Genomic DNA, 14,730 nt, shown 5'->3' on the forward strand with positions numbered 1-14,730 from the left:
CCTCAGCGCACGGTCGGGCTGCGGCGTTCGACGAGGACGACGTCCCGCCACCGGCCGTGGTGCAGACCGATGCGCTCGCGGGTGCCGATGACGCGGAACCCGGCCTTCCGGTGCAGGGCGAGGCTGGCGTCGTTCTCGGGGAAGACGCCGGACTGCACCGTCCAGATCCCGGCGGCGTCGGTGGACGCCAGGAGCGCGGTCAGCAGGGCGAGTCCCGCACCGCGCCCACGGGCTTCGGGGGCTACGTAGACGGAGTGCTCGACCACGCCGGCGTAGGCGCAGCGGTCGGAGACCGGAACCACGGCGGTCCAGCCCAGTACGCGCTCCTGCGCATCGAGCGCGACCAGGCGGTGCTCGGGCAGCCTGGTCGCGTCGAACCGTTCCCAGTCCGGTGCGACGGTCTCGAACGTGGCGTTGCCCTCGTCGACGCCGAGTTGATAGATCGCCAGAACCTGCTGGGCGTGTTCGGGGCGCAGGGGTGTGATGCGACCCCCGGCCGGCCGTGCGGCGGTCATGGTGCCTCGATTCCGAGTTCGGCGAGCAGACCACGGACGCGCCGCTCGATCTCGTCCCGGATCGGGCGGACCGCTTCGACGCCCTGACCGGCGGGGTCTTCGAGCTTCCAGTCCACGTACCTCTTCCCGGGAAAGACCGGGCAGGAGTCGCCGCAGCCCATGGTGATCACCACGTCGGACGCCTGGACGGCCTCCGTGGTCAGCACCTTCGGGCGTTCGGCGGACATGTCGACGCCCGCCTCCGCCATGGCCGTTACGGCTGCCGGATTCACGGCGTCGGCCGGAGCGGAGCCGGCCGAGCGGACCGCGACCCGGCCGGCCGCGAGGTGCGTGAGGAAGGCGGCGGCCATCTGTGAGCGGCCCGCGTTATGGACGCACACGAACAGCACCGACGGTACGGACGGCGTTCCTGGCTCAGGCATGCGCGGAGTCCTTCGGGTGGAGAGCCGCTGTCGGCTCGGGGAAGTAGCGGCGGCTGGCCAGCGCGACGTGGACCAGGCCGATCAGAACCGGGACTTCGATGAGCGGGCCGACGACCCCGGCCAGAGCCTGGCCCGACGTGGCGCCGAACGTGGCGATGGCGACCGCGATGGCCAGTTCGAAGTTGTTGCCGGCCGCGGTGAACGCCAGTGTCGTCGCCTTCGGATAGTCCAGGCCGACCGCGCGGCCCACCGCCATCGACCCCGCCCACATCAGCGCGAAGTACACCAGCAGCGGCAGCGCGATCCGCGCGACGTCCAGGGGCTTGGAGGTGATCGCGTCGCCCTGCAGCGCGAACAGCACCACGATCGTGAAGAGCAGCCCGTACAGGGCGTACGGACCGATGCGGGGGACCAGCTTCGTCTCGTACCAGGTGCGGCCCCTGGCCCTCTCGCCCAGGCGGCGGGTGAGGTACCCGGCGAGCAGCGGAATGCCGAGGAAGATGAGCACAGAGCGGGCGATCTCCCACACCGATACGTCGAGCGAGGTCTGCTCCAGCCCCAGCGCACCGGGCAGCACGTCCAGGTAGAACCAGCCCAGGGCGGCGAACGCGACGACCTGGAACACGGAGTTCAGGGCGACGAGCACCGCGGCGGCCTCGCGGTCGCCGCACGCGAGGTCGTTCCAGATGACGACCATGGCGATGCAGCGCGCCAGTCCGACGATGATCAGGCCGGTCCGGTACGCGGGCAGGTCGGGCAGGAAGACCCAGGCGAGGGCGAACATCAGCGCAGGCCCGACAACCCAGTTCAGGACGAGCGAGGGGACGAGGAGACGCCGGTCGCGGGTGACGGTGTCCAGCCGGTCGTAGCGGACCTTCGCGAGGACCGGGTACATCATCACCAGCAGCCCGAGAGCGATCGGCAGCGAGACTCCGGTGACGGTGACCCTCGCCAGCGCGTCCCCCAGGCCCGGAACGATGCGCCCCAGGCCGAGACCGACGCCCATCGCGCACAGGATCCACACGGCGAGGAAGCGGTCGAGGAACGACAGACGACCCGCGCCGGAGCTCAAGAGAGCGCCCCGGCACGGCGGGTGAGGACCGCGGCGAGGCGGTCGGTGGTCTCCGGGAGCAGCCGGTAGTACACCCACGTCCCCCGGCGCTCCGAGGCGATGAGCCCCGCCTCGCGCAGCAGCTTCAGATGGTGGGAGATCGTCGGCTGCGACAGCTCGAAGGCCGGCGTGAGGTCACAGACGCACACCTCGCCGCCCGCACGGGAGGCGATCATCGACAGGAGTCGCAGCCGTACCGGATCTCCGAGCGCCTTGAACACCTTCGCCAGATCGGCGGCCTGATCCTCGTCCAGCGGGGCGGTCAGCAGGGGAGTGGGGCAGCAGCCTGCGGCGCCGTCGTCCTGCCCGAGGACCACCAGCTCCAACTTTTGTTTCGACATGCTTCTATATTGACGTTCTCCGATCCAAGGCGCAAGGTTGCATCGACAGCCATCAATACAACAACCCGGGGAGACCGCCATGTCCCGTGCACAGCTCGCGCTCAACGTCGCCGACCTCGAAGCGTCGGTCGCCTTCTACTCCAAGCTCTTCGGCACCGAACCCGCCAAGCGCCGCCCCGGATACGCCAACTTCGCGATCACCACCCCGCCGCTCAAGCTCGTCCTCATCGAGGGCGAACCCGGCCAGGAGACCCGCCTGGACCACCTCGGCGTCGAGGTCGACACCACCGACGAGGTCACCGCCGCCACCACCCGCCTCAAGGACGCAGGCCTCGCGACGTTCGAGGAGAACGACACCTCCTGCTGCTACGCCCTCCAGGACAAGGTCTGGGTCCACGGCCCCGGCAAGGAGCCGTGGGAGGTCTACGTCGTCAAGGCCGACGCCGATCAACTGGGCAAGGGCGCCGCCCCGGAGGCCGAGGCCTGCTGCTGCGGAAGTTGAGAGCCGTACCGCCCGAAACTCGGATGCGGCGCCCCGCGGCCGGCCCTAGGCTGCGCGCGCGAGGCGCCACAGGGGCGGTCCGCGGATCGGAGACGTACCGGGTATGACCAGTCAACTGTTCGCGATCTGCTTCCACGCGACCCGGCCCCCGGCCCTGGCGCAGTTCTGGTCCGGGGTCCTGGGCTGGAAGCCGGCCGAAAGCCAGGACGACGACGGCGTCACGATCCTGCCCCCCGACGGCGCCGGCTTCCGCATCCGCTTCCTGCCGAGCCAGGAGCCCAAGACCCGCCAGAACCAGGCGCACTTCGACCTGACGAGCGCCACCCCCGAGGCCCAGCAGCAGACGGTGGCCAGGGCGCTGGAACTCGGCGGAAAGCACATCGACGTGGGCCAACTCCCCGAAGAGAGCCACGTGGTGCTCGCGGACCCGGACGGCAACGAGTTCTGCGTGATCCCGGCGGGCAACAAATTCCTCGCCGACACCGGATTCATCGGAGCACTGTCCTGCGACGGCACCCAGGCGGTCGGCTACTTCTGGAGCGAGGCCCTGGGCTGGCCGCTGGTCTGGGACCAGGACGAGGAGACCGCGATCCAGTCGCCGGACGGCGGCACGAAGATCACGTGGGGTGGCCCCCCGGTGGCGCCCAAGACAGGCACGAACAGGCTGTACTTGGAGCTGGCACTCCCCGCAGGCGCCGACCGCGAGGCGGAGATCGACCGCCTGATCGCACTCGGCGCGACGCGCACCGACACCGGAGCGCTGCTCGACCCCGACGGCAACGAGTTCTCCGTACGACAGCCCCAGTAGCCGGAAAACGCCGACAGCACCCGGCTTCGCGCGAATGCCGGGTGCTGTCGACGTGGTGACAAGTCAGGCGTCAGGCCTTCTTCGTCTCCCAGAAGATCCGGTCGATCTCGGCGATGAGCTCAAGAGCCTTCTCACCGGTCTTCGGGTCCGTCGACGCCTTGGCGGCCGAGAGGGCCTTCAGGGTGTCGTTGACCAGCTGGTGCAGCTCCGGGTACTTCTCGAAGTGCGGGGGCTTGAAGTAGTCGCTCCAGAGCACCGACACGTGGTGCTTGGCAAGCTCCGCGCGCTGCTCCTTGATGACAACGGCGCGCGCCTGGAAGTGCGCGTCGTCGTTGGCGGCCATCTTCTCCTGCACGGCCTTGACCGACTCGGCCTCGATACGGGCCTGGGCCGGGTCGTACACACCGCAGGGCAGGTCGCAGTGGGCGCTGACCTTGACCTTGGGGGCAAACAGGCGGGAAAGCATCTAGCTGTCCTTCCTCGTGATCGTCTTCTCAGGTGGGACATTACTCCGTGTGAGACCCGTTTTCGCGAGTGCCCCCTAGGGCTTAGGACAAAAGTCCAGGGTCACTATGGGACTCGTGGACGATCGGACCGGGAGGTGCCGGATGACGGATCTGGAGCGGGAGCCGCGTGTGCCGTGGGGTATCGCCGAGGTGATGGGGGCTTCCATGCTGCCCACACTGCGCCAGGGCGATCAGGTGCTCGTGCACTACGGGGCACAACTGCGGCCTGGGGACGTGGCGGTGCTGCGCCATCCCCTGCAGCAGGATCTGCTCATCGTGAAGCGGCTGATCGAGCGCCGCGAGGACGTGGGGTGGTGGGTGCTCGGCGACAGCCTCGCCGAGAACGCCCTGGACAGCCGGGTGTTCGGCACCGTCCCCGACGAACTCGTGCTCGGCCGGGTGCGCGGACGCTACCGGCCGGTGGAGGCCGGGCGCCGGCGGACGGTGGGTGTGGTCCTGGGGTGGCTCTGTCAGTCCGTACGGCTCGTGCTGTCGGACCGGGACGTTTCCAAGCGCTTGCGCGCGCGGTAGGCGGCGACGTTGGCGCGGGTCGCGCAGCGGTCGGAGCAGTAGCGGCGCGAGCGGTTGGTCGAGGTGTCGAGATAGGCGTTGCGGCACGGCGCTGCCTCGCACAGGCCCAGGCGGTCGACCCCGTACTCGGTGAGGTGGAAGGCCAGTCCCATGGAGGCGATCGCGGCATAGCCGGCCGTGACGTTCGAGGGGTGGTCGGCCAGGTGCATGTGCCAGTCCGGGCTGCCGTCCTCCTTGGGGGTGTCGTGGCCGGAGATCTGGGGGGAGACCGGGAACTCCAGGAGCAGTGAGTTCAGGAGGTCCACGGCGAGCGTCTGGTCGCCGCCGTCCGCCGCCTCGAAGACGGCGCGCAGCCTGGCCCGTACCGAACGGAAGCGGGTCACGTCGGAATCGGTCGCCCGGCGGGAGGCCTGCACATTGGCGCCGAAGAGCTCGCGGATCACCTCCACGGAGGTGAGGGAGTCCTTGTTCCGGGCCGGCTCCTCGGTGTTGACCAGACGTACGGCGTAATCCGAGTAATAGGCCAGTTCCACTTGTAGTCCTTACCGGGGCGGTCTAGGGTCGGTCGTGGTCGTTCGGAGTAACGGGCGATTGCGGTTCTAGGGTATTACATCCGGCGGATTGCGGAGGAGGGGTCGTCATGACGGAGACAGTGGCGGGTACGGACTGGGCCGGCTGGCAGCGGAGCTGGGACCGCCAGCAGGAGGTCTACCTGCCCGACCGCGAGGAGCGGTTCCGGGTGATGCTGGACATGGTCGAGGCGCTGGTGGGACCCGAGCCGCGCGTACTGGACCTCGCGTGCGGTACGGGAAGTATTACGGACCGGGTGCTGCGGAGGTTCCCGGGAGCCGTCAGCACCGGCGTCGATCTCGACCCCGCCCTGCTGGCGATCGCGCAGGGGTACTTCGCCGGGGACGACCGCGTGACCTTCGTGACCGCGGACCTCAAGGACCCGGCGTGGACGGAGAAGCTGCCGTACGAGAGCTACGACGCCGTCCTCACCGCGACCGCCCTGCACTGGCTGCACATCGAACCCCTCGCCGCGCTGTACGGACAGATCGGCCAACTGGTGCGCGACGGGGGCGTGTTCATGAACGCCGACCACATGACCCACGAGGGCACGCCCCGTATCGACGCCGCCGTCAGGGCGGGCGAGGAGCGCGCCATGGAGGCCGCCAAGGCGGACGGCGCGCTCGACTGGCGCGAGTGGTGGGACGTCGCGGGGAAGGACCCGGCGCTGGCCGAGGCGACCGCGCGGCGGTACGAGATCTACGGGGAGCACGCGGACGGGGAGATGCCGCCGCTCGACTGGCACGTGGCGACCCTGAAGGGCGCCGGGTTCGGGGAGGCGCGGGGCGTGTGGGCCTCGCCCGGGGACTCGCTGGTGCTGGCCCTGAAGTAGGCGAAAAGGGAGGGGGCGGTACGGGATTCCGTACCGCCCCCTCCTCATGTCCGTACTCCTACAGCACCTTCGACAGGAACGACTTCGTCCTGTCGTGCTGCGGATTGGTCAGCACGTCGCGCGGACTGCCCGCCTCGACGACCACACCTTCGTCCATGAAGACCAGGGAGTCGCCCACCTCGCGGGCGAAGCCCATCTCATGGGTGACCACGATCATCGTCATGCCGTCCTCGGCGAGGCCCCGCATGACGTCCAGGACGTCGCCCACCAGCTCCGGGTCGAGTGCGGAGGTCGGCTCGTCGAAGAGCATCAGCTTCGGCTCCATCGCCAGCGCACGGGCGATGGCGACGCGCTGCTGCTGGCCGCCGGAGAGCTGCGAGGGGTAGTTCCCCGCCTTGTCGGAGAGGCCGACCCGGTCGAGCAGACGCGTCGCGCGGGCGCGTGCCACGGCCTTCGTCTCGCCCTTGACCTGGACCGGGGCCTCCATGACGTTCTCGATGGCCGTCATGTGCGGGAACAGGTTGAAGCGCTGGAAGACCATGCCGATGTCCCGGCGCTTCCGGGCGACTTCGCTGTCCTTGAGCTCGTAGAGCTTGCCGTTCTTCTCGCGGTAGCCGACGAGCTCGCCGTCGACCGAGAGCCGGCCGGCGTTGATCTGCTCCAGGTGGTTGATGCACCGCAGGAACGTCGACTTGCCGGATCCGGACGGGCCGACCAGGCAGAAGACCTCCTGCGGGGCGACCTCCAGGTCGATGCCCTTGAGGACCTCGACGCTGCCGTAGGACTTGTGGACGCCCTCGGCCTTCACCATGGCGGTCATGCGGCCGCTCCCTTCGAACGTCCCACGGCCGAGCGCAGGCGCTGGAGCGGGGTGGGCGGCAGGGCGCGGGTCGAGCCGCGCGCGTAGTACCGCTCCAGGTAGTACTGGCCGACGCTGAAGATCGAGGTCAGCACCAAGTACCAGGCGGCGGCGAGGAAGAACATCTCCACCGGCGCCCCTGATGTCTGCCCGATGTCCTGCGCCACCTTGAACAGGTCGAGGAACTGCACCGCCGAGACCAGCGAGGTGGTCTTCAGCATGTTGATGACTTCGTTGCCCGTCGGCGGCACGATCACTCGCATCGCCTGCGGGATCACGATCCGGCGCAGGGTCTTGGAGTGGCTCATGCCGAGCGCGTGGGAGGCCTCGGTCTGGCCCTCGTCGACCGCGAGCAGACCGGCGCGGCAGATCTCGGCCATGTACGCGGCCTCGTTCAGCCCGAGTCCGAGCAGCGCCGTCAGCAGCGGCGTCATGAAGCTGGCCCAGTAGTCCTTGTAGAGCGGGCCGAGGTTGATGTACTCGAAGACCAGGCCCAGGTTGAACCAGACGAAGAGCTGGACCAGGACCGGGGTGCCGCGGAAGAACCAGATGTAGCCCCAGGCGATGGAGCTGGTCACCGGGTTCTTGGACATCCGCATCACGGCGAGCAGCAGACCGCCCGCGATGCCGATGGCCATGGAGAGCACGGTCAGTTCGAGGGTCTTCCACACGCCGGTGACGATCCGGTCGTTGAAGAAGTAGTCGGGGATGGTGCCCCAGTTGATCTTGCCCTGCGAGAAGGCGTAGACGATCGCCACGAGGAGGCCGATCGCGACGACCGCGGACACATAGCGCCCCGGGTGCCGGACCGGGACGGCCACGATGGCCTCCGGTCCGGCAGCGGGTGGCGGAGTGTCGGCGGGGCCGTCCGTCTTGCTGACGTCAACAGTCACGGATGGTGCCTTTCAGTTCCCCCGTTGATGAGCGGTACGGAACGCGGGTCAGGAACCGCCGTTGATCTTCGCGTCGTGGTTGGCGCCCTCTTCGACGCCCCACTTCGAGATGATCTTGTCGTACTCACCGTTCTTGATGATCGCCTGCAGGGCGGCCTGGATGGCGTCCCGCAGCTTGTCGTTGCCCTTGGCGAGCGCGATCCCGTACGGGCCCGCCTCGACCTGGTCGCCGACGATCTCGAAGTACTTGCCGCCGCCGGAGTTCTTCACCGAGTACGCGGCGATCGGGAAGTCCGCGGAGACCGCGTCGACGCCCTTGGAGCGCATGCGCGTCTCGGCCTCGGGGTTGGTCGGGAAGTCCTCGATCTTGACGGTCTTCTTGCCGGCCGCGGTGCACTTCTTGGCCTGGGCCTTCGCGAGGTCCTGCGAGAAGGTGGCGGTCTGCACACCGATCGACTTGCCGCAGAGGTCGTCCCACGTCTTGATGCCGCTGTTGGCACCCTTGTTGGTGTAGATCGAGACACCGGCGGTGAAGTAGTCGACGAAGTCGACGCCCGCGCCGACCTTCTTCTTGGTGTCGCTGTCGACGCCGTTCTGACGGTCCTTGGTGTCCGTCATGGCCGACATGGCGATGTCGTACCGCTTGGCGGCGAGACCGGCGATGAGGTCGGCGAACTTGCCGTTCTGGAACTCGAACTTCACGCCGAGCTGCTTGCCGAGGGCGTCGGCGATGTCCGGGTCGATACCGACCGTCTTGCCGGAGGCGTCCGTCGACTCGACCGGCGCGTACGCGATGTCGGAGCCGACCATGATCTTGCCCTTGGCCTTGATGTCGGCCGGGAGCAGGTCGGCGGCCGTGCCGGTCTTCGCGGAGGACGAGGACTTGGTGTCGTCGCTCTTCGTCTGGTCGCCACAGGCGGTCAGCAGCAGGGCGCCGGCGACCGCGATCGCGCCGACCGCGGCTATACGGGACTTCTGTGCGGTCGTACGGCGGGTGGTGCTTGCGGTCATGGTCTGGATCCTCCGGCAGGTGGGGAGTTACCGATGCGGCGTCGACCGCGCACGCGTCCTTGCGTGCGGCGATCGTGTGTGATTACGGCATCTTGCCATTCGGACTAGCCCATTCAGGGGGCTACCCATGTCAAAATCGGATAACGGGTCACCCCCGTTCCTCAACTGGCCGGTACTGCAAGGCCGGACCATCTGCAGGAATCCGACACTCCGGCGGGAGGATCTCCCGCATATCTCGCCTGATGGACGTGTTTGCTACTGCGTAGCGGACTTGTCCAGATATCCCGCTATGAGTCATGTCACGGGCAGGGAGCGGCGATCGGGCTCCGGCGGCACTCTTCCTCCGCTCTTCCTCCGCGCGAGTTCGCCCGGAGGTAATGAATGCCACTCGCCGGTGCTCATCGTCTTCAGGTAGAAAGAGTGGTTACACCCCTCATCCGGGGCTCAGGGCGCGTGTGCGGCGCGCCCGCGCGTTCGTACCTCCCCCTGCCCGGGCGGGCCAACCACCTGGCGCAGGGCACGGACGCGGTGCCCGCCCACCCCTCCTCAACCAGGAGTGGCCACCCTCAACTGATGAAGACTTAAGGGGTCAGACCAATGGCAGCGGAGATCGTCAATCCTCGCACCGACAGCACCACAGAAGAACCTTTTGATGCGGCCTTCGCGCTGCACCGCGGCGGCAAGATGGCCGTGCAGGCCACCGTGCCGGTGCGCGACACGGCCGACCTGTCCCTCGCGTACACCCCCGGTGTCGCCAAGGTGTGCAGCGCGATCGCGGAGAACCCGGAGCTCGTCCACGACTACACCTGGAAGTCCAATGTCGTCGCCGTCGTGACGGACGGGACGGCCGTGCTGGGGCTCGGGGACATCGGCCCGGAGGCGTCCCTCCCCGTGATGGAGGGGAAGGCGATCCTCTTCAAGCAGTTCGGCGGCGTGGACGCGGTGCCGATCGCGCTCGCGACCACGGACGTCGACGAGATCGTCGAGACCGTGGTGCGCCTCGCCCCGTCCTTCGGGGGTGTCAACCTCGAGGACATCTCGGCGCCGCGCTGCTTCGAGATCGAGAAGCGGCTCCAGGAGGAGCTGGACATTCCGGTCTTCCACGACGACCAGCACGGCACGGCCGTCGTGACGCTGGCGGCCCTGCGCAACGCGTCGGTGCTGACCGGGCGTTCGCTCGGCCAGCTGCGCGCGGTCATCTCGGGCGCGGGTGCGGCGGGTGTCGCCATCGCGAAGATCCTGATCGAGGCCGGCATCGGCGATGTCGCGGTGTGCGACCGCAAGGGCATCGTCTCGGCCGACCGCGACGACCTCACCGCCATCAAGCGCGAGGTCGCGGGCTTCACCAACAAGGCGGGCCTGGTCGGTCCGCTGGAGACGGCGCTCAAGGGCGCGGACGTCTTCATCGGAGTCTCCGGCGGTACGGTGCCGGAGCCGGCGGTGGCGTCGATGGCGGAGGGCGCGTTCATCTTCGCGATGGCCAACCCGAACCCGGAGATTCACCCCGATATCGCCCACAAGTACGCGGCGGTCGTGGCCACGGGCCGCTCCGACTTCCCGAACCAGATCAACAACGTGCTGGCCTTCCCGGGCATCTTCGCGGGTGCGCTGCAGGTGCGGGCGTCGCGTATCACCGAGGGCATGAAGCTCGCTGCGGCGGAGGCCCTGGCGGCGGTCGTCGCGGACGAGCTGAGCGCGGAGTGCGTGATCCCGTCGCCGTTCGACGAGCGGGTTGCGCCGGCGGTCACCGCGGCTGTGGCTGCGGCGGCCCGCGCGGAGGGCGTTGCACGCAGGTAGCGGCGTCGGGGGTTTCGGGGGCTCTGCCCCCGGACCCCCGCTCCTCAATCGCCGGAGGGGCTTGATTTTGCCCATGCGCGCTCGCATGTGCAGGCATTTCAAGCCCGTCCGGCGATTGAGGACAGGCGGCGCGGGTCACACCCGGTAAACGTTCCCCGGCGCCCCGCAGGCCCCTATGGTCGACCCATGTTCGCCGCCTACGCAGCCCGCATCGACCCTGACCAGCCGCTCAGCGGCCTTGAGTTGGGGGAGCGTCCCGCCCCCGTCGACCGACCGGGCTGGACCACCGTCACCGTCCGCGCCGCCTCCCTCAATCACCACGACCTCTGGTCGCTGCGGGGCGTCGGCCTCGGGCAGGAGGCCCTCCCGATGATCCTCGGCTGTGATGCCGCGGGCATCGACCAGGACGGCAACGAGGTCGTCCTGCACTCCGTCATCGGCGAGAAGGGGTACGGCGTCGGCGCGAAGGAGCGCCGCTCCATCCTCACCGAGAAGTACCAGGGCACCTTCGCCGAGCAGGTCACCGTCCCCGAGTGGAACGTCCTGCGCAAGCCCAAGGAGCTCAGCTTCGCGGAGGCCGCCTGTCTGCCCACCGCCTGGCTCACCGCGTACCGCATGCTCTTCACCAACGCCGGTGTGCGCCCCGGGGATTCGGTCCTCGTGCAGGGTGCGGGCGGCGGGGTCGCGACCGCCGCGATCGTCCTCGGCAGGGCTGCGGGCCTGCGGGTCTACGCCACCAGCCGCGACGAGGCCAAGCGCAAGCGCGCCGTCGAGCTCGGCGCGGTCGAGGCGTACGAGAGCGGGGCGCGACTCCCCGAGCGCGTGGACGCGGTCATCGAGACGGTCGGCGCCGCCACCTGGTCGCACTCCGTCAAGTCGCTGAAGCCCGGCGGGACTCTGGTCATCTCGGGCGCCACGTCGGGCTCGAACCCGCCCGCCGCCGAGCTGACCCGGATCTTCTTCCTGGAGCTCAAGGTCGTCGGCTCCACGATGGGCTCCAAGGACGAGCTGGAGGATCTCCTCGCCTTCTGCGCGGCGACGGGTGTGCGGCCCGTGATCGACGAGGTGCTGCCGCTGGACCGGGCGCGCGAGGGGTTCGAGCGGATGGCCTCCGGCGAGCTCTTCGGGAAGATCGTGCTGAGCGTCAACTAAGGTTGACACGCCTCCCTTGTCAACCTACATTGACACCATGAGCGATGCGACAGAGCTCGCCCAAGCGGCGAGCGACAGCGATCCGCGGACCGGGCTGCGGGCGGTGGCCGCGCTGCGGCGACTGCTCGAGCAGCTCGAGTCCGTACAGGTGCGCAGTGCGCGCAACAAGGGCTGGTCGTGGCAGGAGATCGCGGCCGAACTCGGTGTCAGCAGGCAGGCGGTCCACAAGAAGCACGGGAGGCAGTGATGTTCGAGCGATTCACGCAGAGCGCGCGTGGAGTGGTCGAGGGCGCGGTCGTACGGGCGGAGCGCGCCGGGGATCCGGCCGTGACGGAGGAACATCTGCTGCTGGCCCTCCTCGACCAGGAGGGGACCCGTTCGTCCTTCGCCTTCTCCTCGCTGGGAGTCGCCGAGCGGCGCGCCTCGGTGGAGCGGGGCCTTGAGCAGGCGCGCCGGCGGGGCGGGATGTCGCGGGCCGACACGGAGGCGCTGGCCGGGCTCGGGATCGATGTCGACGCGATCGTGGGCCGGGTCGAGGAGGCGCACGGGGAGGGCGCGCTGGCGAAGCGGAGGCCGGTGCGGCGGGGGCGGCATCGGCTCACCCCGGGCGCGAAGGACACGCTGACGCGGACGCTGCGGGTGGCCGTGGGGCACGGGGACCGGCGGATCGGCGACGAGCACTTTCTGCTGGCGCTGACGGCTCGGCCGGGGGTGGTGGCTGATGTGCTCGGTGAGCACGGGGTGAGTTATGGGGCCGTGGAGCGCGTGCTCTACGGGGGCGAGTAGGCGCGACTCCTCCTGGGGCTCCGCCCCAGACCGCTGGTTTTGCGCCTAAACCGGCGCCGCTCTCGCGGAGGTTGCTGGCGTGGGTGGGGGTTGCTCAATGGCCGCTTGCGGTCCATTCGGATGCGACACCGGAACAGCCCACGCCAGCAAAATCCAGCCCGTCAAGGGGGTCCCCCCTGCTCGAGCGAAGCCGAGAGCTTGGGGGAGATTGAGGACACGCGGCCGAAGGTCGCTTACGCTCCTGGCTTCCGGAGCGCCGCTCCGATCCGCGTTGCCGCCTCCGTCAAGTGGTCCCGGACCTCGCGGAGTTGAGCCTCCGTGACCCCGTTGTCCCTCGCCGCGTCGCGGATGTCGTCGCGGAAGCGGTCCAGGAGGCGGTCCAGGTCGCGGGCGGGGTTTCCTGAGGGGGCCTCCTTCGCCCACTCCGGGGCCGGAGCGGCGTCCTCCTTGCGGGCGCCGCCGAGGTTCCCGAACTCCTTTGTCAGCTCGGCAAGTCCCTCCCGTACGCCCGTCGGCCAGTCGCCCCGCGCGAAGTGGACCTGCACCTGCTCGGCGACCCGGCGCGCCTTCTCCTGGGCCTCCTTGGCCTGGCGGCGGGCCTGCTGGGCGTCCTCGCGGGCCCGGCGGGACTCGTCCTTCGCCCGGCGCGCCTGCTCCTTCCACTCCTGCTTGGCGCGCTTGAACTCCTCCTTGGCCTGGAGCCAGCCCTCCTTGTTGCCCCAGGAGCCGTCGAAGAAGTCGGAGGGGTCGGGGAAAGCGCCGAAGGGTCGCTCGGCGTCCCGCTTCGCGGAGCCGCCCGTCCCGCGCGCCTCCTTCGCCGCCGCCCGCATCTCGCGCCGCAGATCGCTCGCGGAGCCGCTCACGTCGGCGCGGATCTCCGCGGCCAGTTCGGAGACGGACTCGCGGATCTCCAGCTCCAGGTCGGCCAGTTCACCGCCGCGGCCCGCCAACTCCTCACGCCCGGCGTCCGTGATCGAGTAGACCTTCCGGCCGCCCTCCGAGGCATGGGTGACCAGGCCCTCGGCCTCCAGCTTCGCGAGCCGGGGGTAGACGGTGCCGGCGCTCGGGGCGTACAGGCCCTGGAAGCGCTCCTCAAGGAGCCTGATGACCTCGTAGCCGTGGCGCGGCGCCTCGTCGAGGAGCTTCAGCAGGTAGAGGCGCAGACGTCCGTGGGCGAATACGGGGGCCATGGTTCAGAGCTCCTTGCGAAGGGTGTCGGACGCGTCGGCCGCGGGCCTGCGCAGCAGGGCGATCGACCCGGACACGGTCGAGGCCCTGAGCTTGCCGCTCCCGGCCCCCAGCGTCCCGGTGATCCGCTTCGCGCCCCACTGCCCGCTGACCCGCAGGTCCTCGAAGGCGTTGGAGACGGAGCCGCTGGCGGTGTTCGCCTCGACCTTGGCGTCGGCCGGGTGGGGGAGGCGGATGGCGATCTCGCCGGAGACGGTGGTCAGCCCGATGTCGGTCGGCCTGCCGCTGCCGGCGCCCGGATCGACGTCGATGACCATGTCGCCGCTGACCGACTCCGCCCGTACGGACGAGCCGGTGCCCTCGAACACGGTGAGGTTCCCGTTGACCGACTTGAAGTGCAGGTCGCCGCTGACGGCCTGGGCCTCCAGATTGCCGGAGACGGTGTCGGCGCCGACCGTGCCGGAGACCCCCACGAGCGTGGTGTCGCCGGTGACGCCGCGCACCTCGGTGCGTCCCCGTACGCCCGTCACGACAGCCCCTGCGCCGACCACGCCCACCGCGACCTTCGCATCGGCCGGTACGGCGAGCGAGACGACCGCGCTGCGGTTCCAGCCCTTGCGGTCGAGCCACTTGAGCAGGCCGTTCCAGGCGAGGTCCTCGTACGCGACGGTGAGGGTGCCACCCTCCTGGGTCACGATCAGCGGAGGCCCGTCGATCTCGGAGACCTCCAGGCGCGCGGAACCTTCTTCGGTCCCTACGACGTTGACCGTTCCGTTGACGATACGGACATTCAGCGCCGTCACCGGCTCGTCGAACGTGAGCTTCTGCGGCTCTGACACGGACCATTCGGACATGGTGCGGACCTCCCCGTACGGGCGACGACGCAACATATCGCGTCTCTTGTTA

At 69.3% G+C, this 14,730-nt stretch carries 19 protein-coding genes; 8 read left to right on the plus strand and 11 right to left on the minus strand.

The genetic code is table 11. The features are described from left to right. Positions 1–2 precede the first annotated feature (2 nt). Genes OG707_RS26995 through OG707_RS27010 form a run of 4 tightly spaced genes read right to left on the minus strand, consistent with a single transcriptional unit; the run spans position 3 to position 2,389 of the window. Positions 3–515: a GNAT family N-acetyltransferase gene (locus OG707_RS26995; RefSeq protein ID WP_329122702.1), complete on the minus strand. Its 513-nt coding sequence runs from the start codon at positions 513–515 to the stop codon at positions 3–5. Further along, positions 512–937 carry an arsenate reductase ArsC gene (locus OG707_RS27000; protein ID WP_329122705.1) on the minus strand — a complete coding sequence of 142 codons (426 nt, stop codon included), beginning with the start codon at positions 935–937 and terminating at the stop codon, positions 512–514. Before OG707_RS27000 ends, OG707_RS26995 begins: the two co-directional genes overlap by 4 nt. Next, a complete protein-coding gene (gene arsB / locus OG707_RS27005) occupies positions 930–2,009 on the minus strand; it encodes an ACR3 family arsenite efflux transporter (protein ID WP_329122707.1) in 1,080 nt (359 codons plus the stop codon). The genes OG707_RS27000 and arsB overlap by 8 nt, the downstream gene beginning before the upstream one ends. Next, complete coding sequence (locus OG707_RS27010; RefSeq protein ID WP_329122709.1) at positions 2,006–2,389, minus strand: ArsR/SmtB family transcription factor; 384 nt, start codon at positions 2,387–2,389, stop codon at positions 2,006–2,008. Before OG707_RS27010 ends, arsB begins: the two co-directional genes overlap by 4 nt. Before the next feature lie 79 nt (positions 2,390–2,468). Between OG707_RS27010 and OG707_RS27015 the strand changes: the two genes are divergently transcribed. Both OG707_RS27015 and OG707_RS27020 read left to right on the plus strand, forming a co-directional pair. Next, positions 2,469–2,891 carry an ArsI/CadI family heavy metal resistance metalloenzyme gene (locus OG707_RS27015; RefSeq protein ID WP_329122711.1) on the plus strand — a complete coding sequence of 141 codons (423 nt, stop codon included), beginning with the start codon at positions 2,469–2,471 and terminating at the stop codon, positions 2,889–2,891. Positions 2,892–2,994: 103 nt separating this feature from the next. Then, on the plus strand, positions 2,995–3,699 hold the full coding sequence (locus OG707_RS27020; protein ID WP_329122713.1) for a VOC family protein: 705 nt from the start codon (positions 2,995–2,997) through the stop codon (positions 3,697–3,699). Positions 3,700–3,769: 70 nt separating this feature from the next. Here the strand turns inward: OG707_RS27020 and sodN are convergent, their stop codons facing one another. After that, positions 3,770–4,165 carry a superoxide dismutase, Ni gene (gene sodN / locus OG707_RS27025; protein ID WP_206961343.1) on the minus strand — a complete coding sequence of 132 codons (396 nt, stop codon included), beginning with the start codon at positions 4,163–4,165 and terminating at the stop codon, positions 3,770–3,772. Positions 4,166–4,307: 142 nt separating this feature from the next. Between sodN and sodX the strand changes: the two genes are divergently transcribed. Continuing rightward, positions 4,308–4,736 (plus strand): nickel-type superoxide dismutase maturation protease, encoded by a 429-nt coding sequence (gene sodX, locus OG707_RS27030; protein ID WP_329122717.1) that lies wholly within the window; start codon positions 4,308–4,310, stop codon positions 4,734–4,736. On the opposite strand, the gene OG707_RS27035 is transcribed toward sodX, so the two are convergent. Beyond that, on the minus strand, positions 4,676–5,269 hold the full coding sequence (locus OG707_RS27035) for a CGNR zinc finger domain-containing protein (protein WP_329122719.1): 594 nt from the start codon (positions 5,267–5,269) through the stop codon (positions 4,676–4,678). The genes sodX and OG707_RS27035 overlap by 61 nt on opposite strands. A 107-nt stretch (positions 5,270–5,376) precedes the next feature. On the opposite strand from OG707_RS27035, the gene OG707_RS27040 reads away from it, so the two are divergent. Continuing rightward, positions 5,377–6,138: a class I SAM-dependent methyltransferase gene (locus tag OG707_RS27040; RefSeq protein ID WP_329122721.1), complete on the plus strand. Its 762-nt coding sequence runs from the start codon at positions 5,377–5,379 to the stop codon at positions 6,136–6,138. Between the two features lie 58 nt (positions 6,139–6,196). Here the strand turns inward: OG707_RS27040 and OG707_RS27045 are convergent, their stop codons facing one another. The 3 genes from OG707_RS27045 to OG707_RS27055 are packed head-to-tail and all read right to left on the minus strand — an operon-like array spanning position 6,197 to position 8,901. Further along, positions 6,197–6,958 (minus strand): amino acid ABC transporter ATP-binding protein, encoded by a 762-nt coding sequence (locus OG707_RS27045; protein ID WP_329122723.1) that lies wholly within the window; start codon positions 6,956–6,958, stop codon positions 6,197–6,199. After that, on the minus strand, positions 6,955–7,890 hold the full coding sequence (locus OG707_RS27050; protein ID WP_329122725.1) for an amino acid ABC transporter permease: 936 nt from the start codon (positions 7,888–7,890) through the stop codon (positions 6,955–6,957). Before OG707_RS27050 ends, OG707_RS27045 begins: the two co-directional genes overlap by 4 nt. Before the next feature lie 48 nt (positions 7,891–7,938). Beyond that, positions 7,939–8,901 carry an ABC transporter substrate-binding protein gene (locus OG707_RS27055; protein WP_329122727.1) on the minus strand — a complete coding sequence of 321 codons (963 nt, stop codon included), beginning with the start codon at positions 8,899–8,901 and terminating at the stop codon, positions 7,939–7,941. A 597-nt stretch (positions 8,902–9,498) separates the two neighbouring features. On the opposite strand from OG707_RS27055, the gene OG707_RS27060 reads away from it, so the two are divergent. The 4 genes from OG707_RS27060 to OG707_RS27075 all read left to right on the plus strand — a co-directional run bounded on the left by OG707_RS27060 (position 9,499) and on the right by OG707_RS27075 (position 12,636). After that, positions 9,499–10,698, plus strand: coding sequence for an NAD(P)-dependent malic enzyme (locus tag OG707_RS27060; protein ID WP_329122729.1), 1,200 nt, complete (start codon positions 9,499–9,501; stop codon positions 10,696–10,698). Positions 10,699–10,884: 186 nt separating this feature from the next. After that, a complete protein-coding gene (locus OG707_RS27065; protein ID WP_329122731.1) occupies positions 10,885–11,850 on the plus strand; it encodes a zinc-binding dehydrogenase in 966 nt (321 codons plus the stop codon). A gap of 37 nt (positions 11,851–11,887) precedes the next feature. Beyond that, positions 11,888–12,097 (plus strand): helix-turn-helix domain-containing protein, encoded by a 210-nt coding sequence (locus OG707_RS27070; protein ID WP_329122733.1) that lies wholly within the window; start codon positions 11,888–11,890, stop codon positions 12,095–12,097. Then, a complete protein-coding gene (locus OG707_RS27075; protein WP_329122735.1) occupies positions 12,097–12,636 on the plus strand; it encodes a Clp protease N-terminal domain-containing protein in 540 nt (179 codons plus the stop codon). The genes OG707_RS27070 and OG707_RS27075 overlap by 1 nt, the downstream gene beginning before the upstream one ends. 233 nt (positions 12,637–12,869) lie before the next feature. Here the strand turns inward: OG707_RS27075 and OG707_RS27080 are convergent, their stop codons facing one another. Together OG707_RS27080 and OG707_RS27085 are read right to left on the minus strand one after the other, a co-directional pair. Beyond that, positions 12,870–13,826 (minus strand): helix-turn-helix transcriptional regulator, encoded by a 957-nt coding sequence (locus tag OG707_RS27080; protein ID WP_329122739.1) that lies wholly within the window; start codon positions 13,824–13,826, stop codon positions 12,870–12,872. Positions 13,827–13,829: 3 nt separating this feature from the next. Then, entirely contained in the window at positions 13,830–14,678 is an 849-nt protein-coding gene (locus OG707_RS27085; RefSeq protein ID WP_329122740.1) for a DUF4097 family beta strand repeat-containing protein, read from the minus strand. Between the last annotated feature and the right edge of the window lie 52 nt (positions 14,679–14,730).

It is taken from the genome of Streptomyces sp. NBC_01465 (assembly GCF_036227325.1).
Taxonomy (GTDB): domain Bacteria; phylum Actinomycetota; class Actinomycetes; order Streptomycetales; family Streptomycetaceae; genus Streptomyces.

Excerpts from the sequence above, each read along its gene's own strand:
- OG707_RS26995 (WP_329122702.1), bottom strand. The coding sequence starts at position 515 with ATGACCGCCGCACGGCCGGCCGGGGGTCGCATCACACCCCTGCGCCCC.
- OG707_RS27000 (WP_329122705.1), bottom strand. The coding sequence starts at position 937 with ATGCCTGAGCCAGGAACGCCGTCCGTACCGTCGGTGCTGTTCGTGTGC.
- OG707_RS27010 (WP_329122709.1), bottom strand. The coding sequence starts at position 2,389 with ATGTCGAAACAAAAGTTGGAGCTGGTGGTCCTCGGGCAGGACGACGGC.
- OG707_RS27015 (WP_329122711.1), top strand. The coding sequence starts at position 2,469 with ATGTCCCGTGCACAGCTCGCGCTCAACGTCGCCGACCTCGAAGCGTCG.
- OG707_RS27020 (WP_329122713.1), top strand. The coding sequence starts at position 2,995 with ATGACCAGTCAACTGTTCGCGATCTGCTTCCACGCGACCCGGCCCCCG.
- sodN (WP_206961343.1), bottom strand. The coding sequence starts at position 4,165 with ATGCTTTCCCGCCTGTTTGCCCCCAAGGTCAAGGTCAGCGCCCACTGC.
- sodX (WP_329122717.1), top strand. The coding sequence starts at position 4,308 with ATGACGGATCTGGAGCGGGAGCCGCGTGTGCCGTGGGGTATCGCCGAG.
- OG707_RS27040 (WP_329122721.1), top strand. The coding sequence starts at position 5,377 with ATGACGGAGACAGTGGCGGGTACGGACTGGGCCGGCTGGCAGCGGAGC.
- OG707_RS27045 (WP_329122723.1), bottom strand. The coding sequence starts at position 6,958 with ATGACCGCCATGGTGAAGGCCGAGGGCGTCCACAAGTCCTACGGCAGC.
- OG707_RS27055 (WP_329122727.1), bottom strand. The coding sequence starts at position 8,901 with ATGACCGCAAGCACCACCCGCCGTACGACCGCACAGAAGTCCCGTATA.
- OG707_RS27060 (WP_329122729.1), top strand. The coding sequence starts at position 9,499 with ATGGCAGCGGAGATCGTCAATCCTCGCACCGACAGCACCACAGAAGAA.
- OG707_RS27065 (WP_329122731.1), top strand. The coding sequence starts at position 10,885 with ATGTTCGCCGCCTACGCAGCCCGCATCGACCCTGACCAGCCGCTCAGC.
- OG707_RS27070 (WP_329122733.1), top strand. The coding sequence starts at position 11,888 with ATGAGCGATGCGACAGAGCTCGCCCAAGCGGCGAGCGACAGCGATCCG.
- OG707_RS27075 (WP_329122735.1), top strand. The coding sequence starts at position 12,097 with ATGTTCGAGCGATTCACGCAGAGCGCGCGTGGAGTGGTCGAGGGCGCG.
- OG707_RS27080 (WP_329122739.1), bottom strand. The coding sequence starts at position 13,826 with ATGGCCCCCGTATTCGCCCACGGACGTCTGCGCCTCTACCTGCTGAAG.
- OG707_RS27085 (WP_329122740.1), bottom strand. The coding sequence starts at position 14,678 with ATGTCCGAATGGTCCGTGTCAGAGCCGCAGAAGCTCACGTTCGACGAG.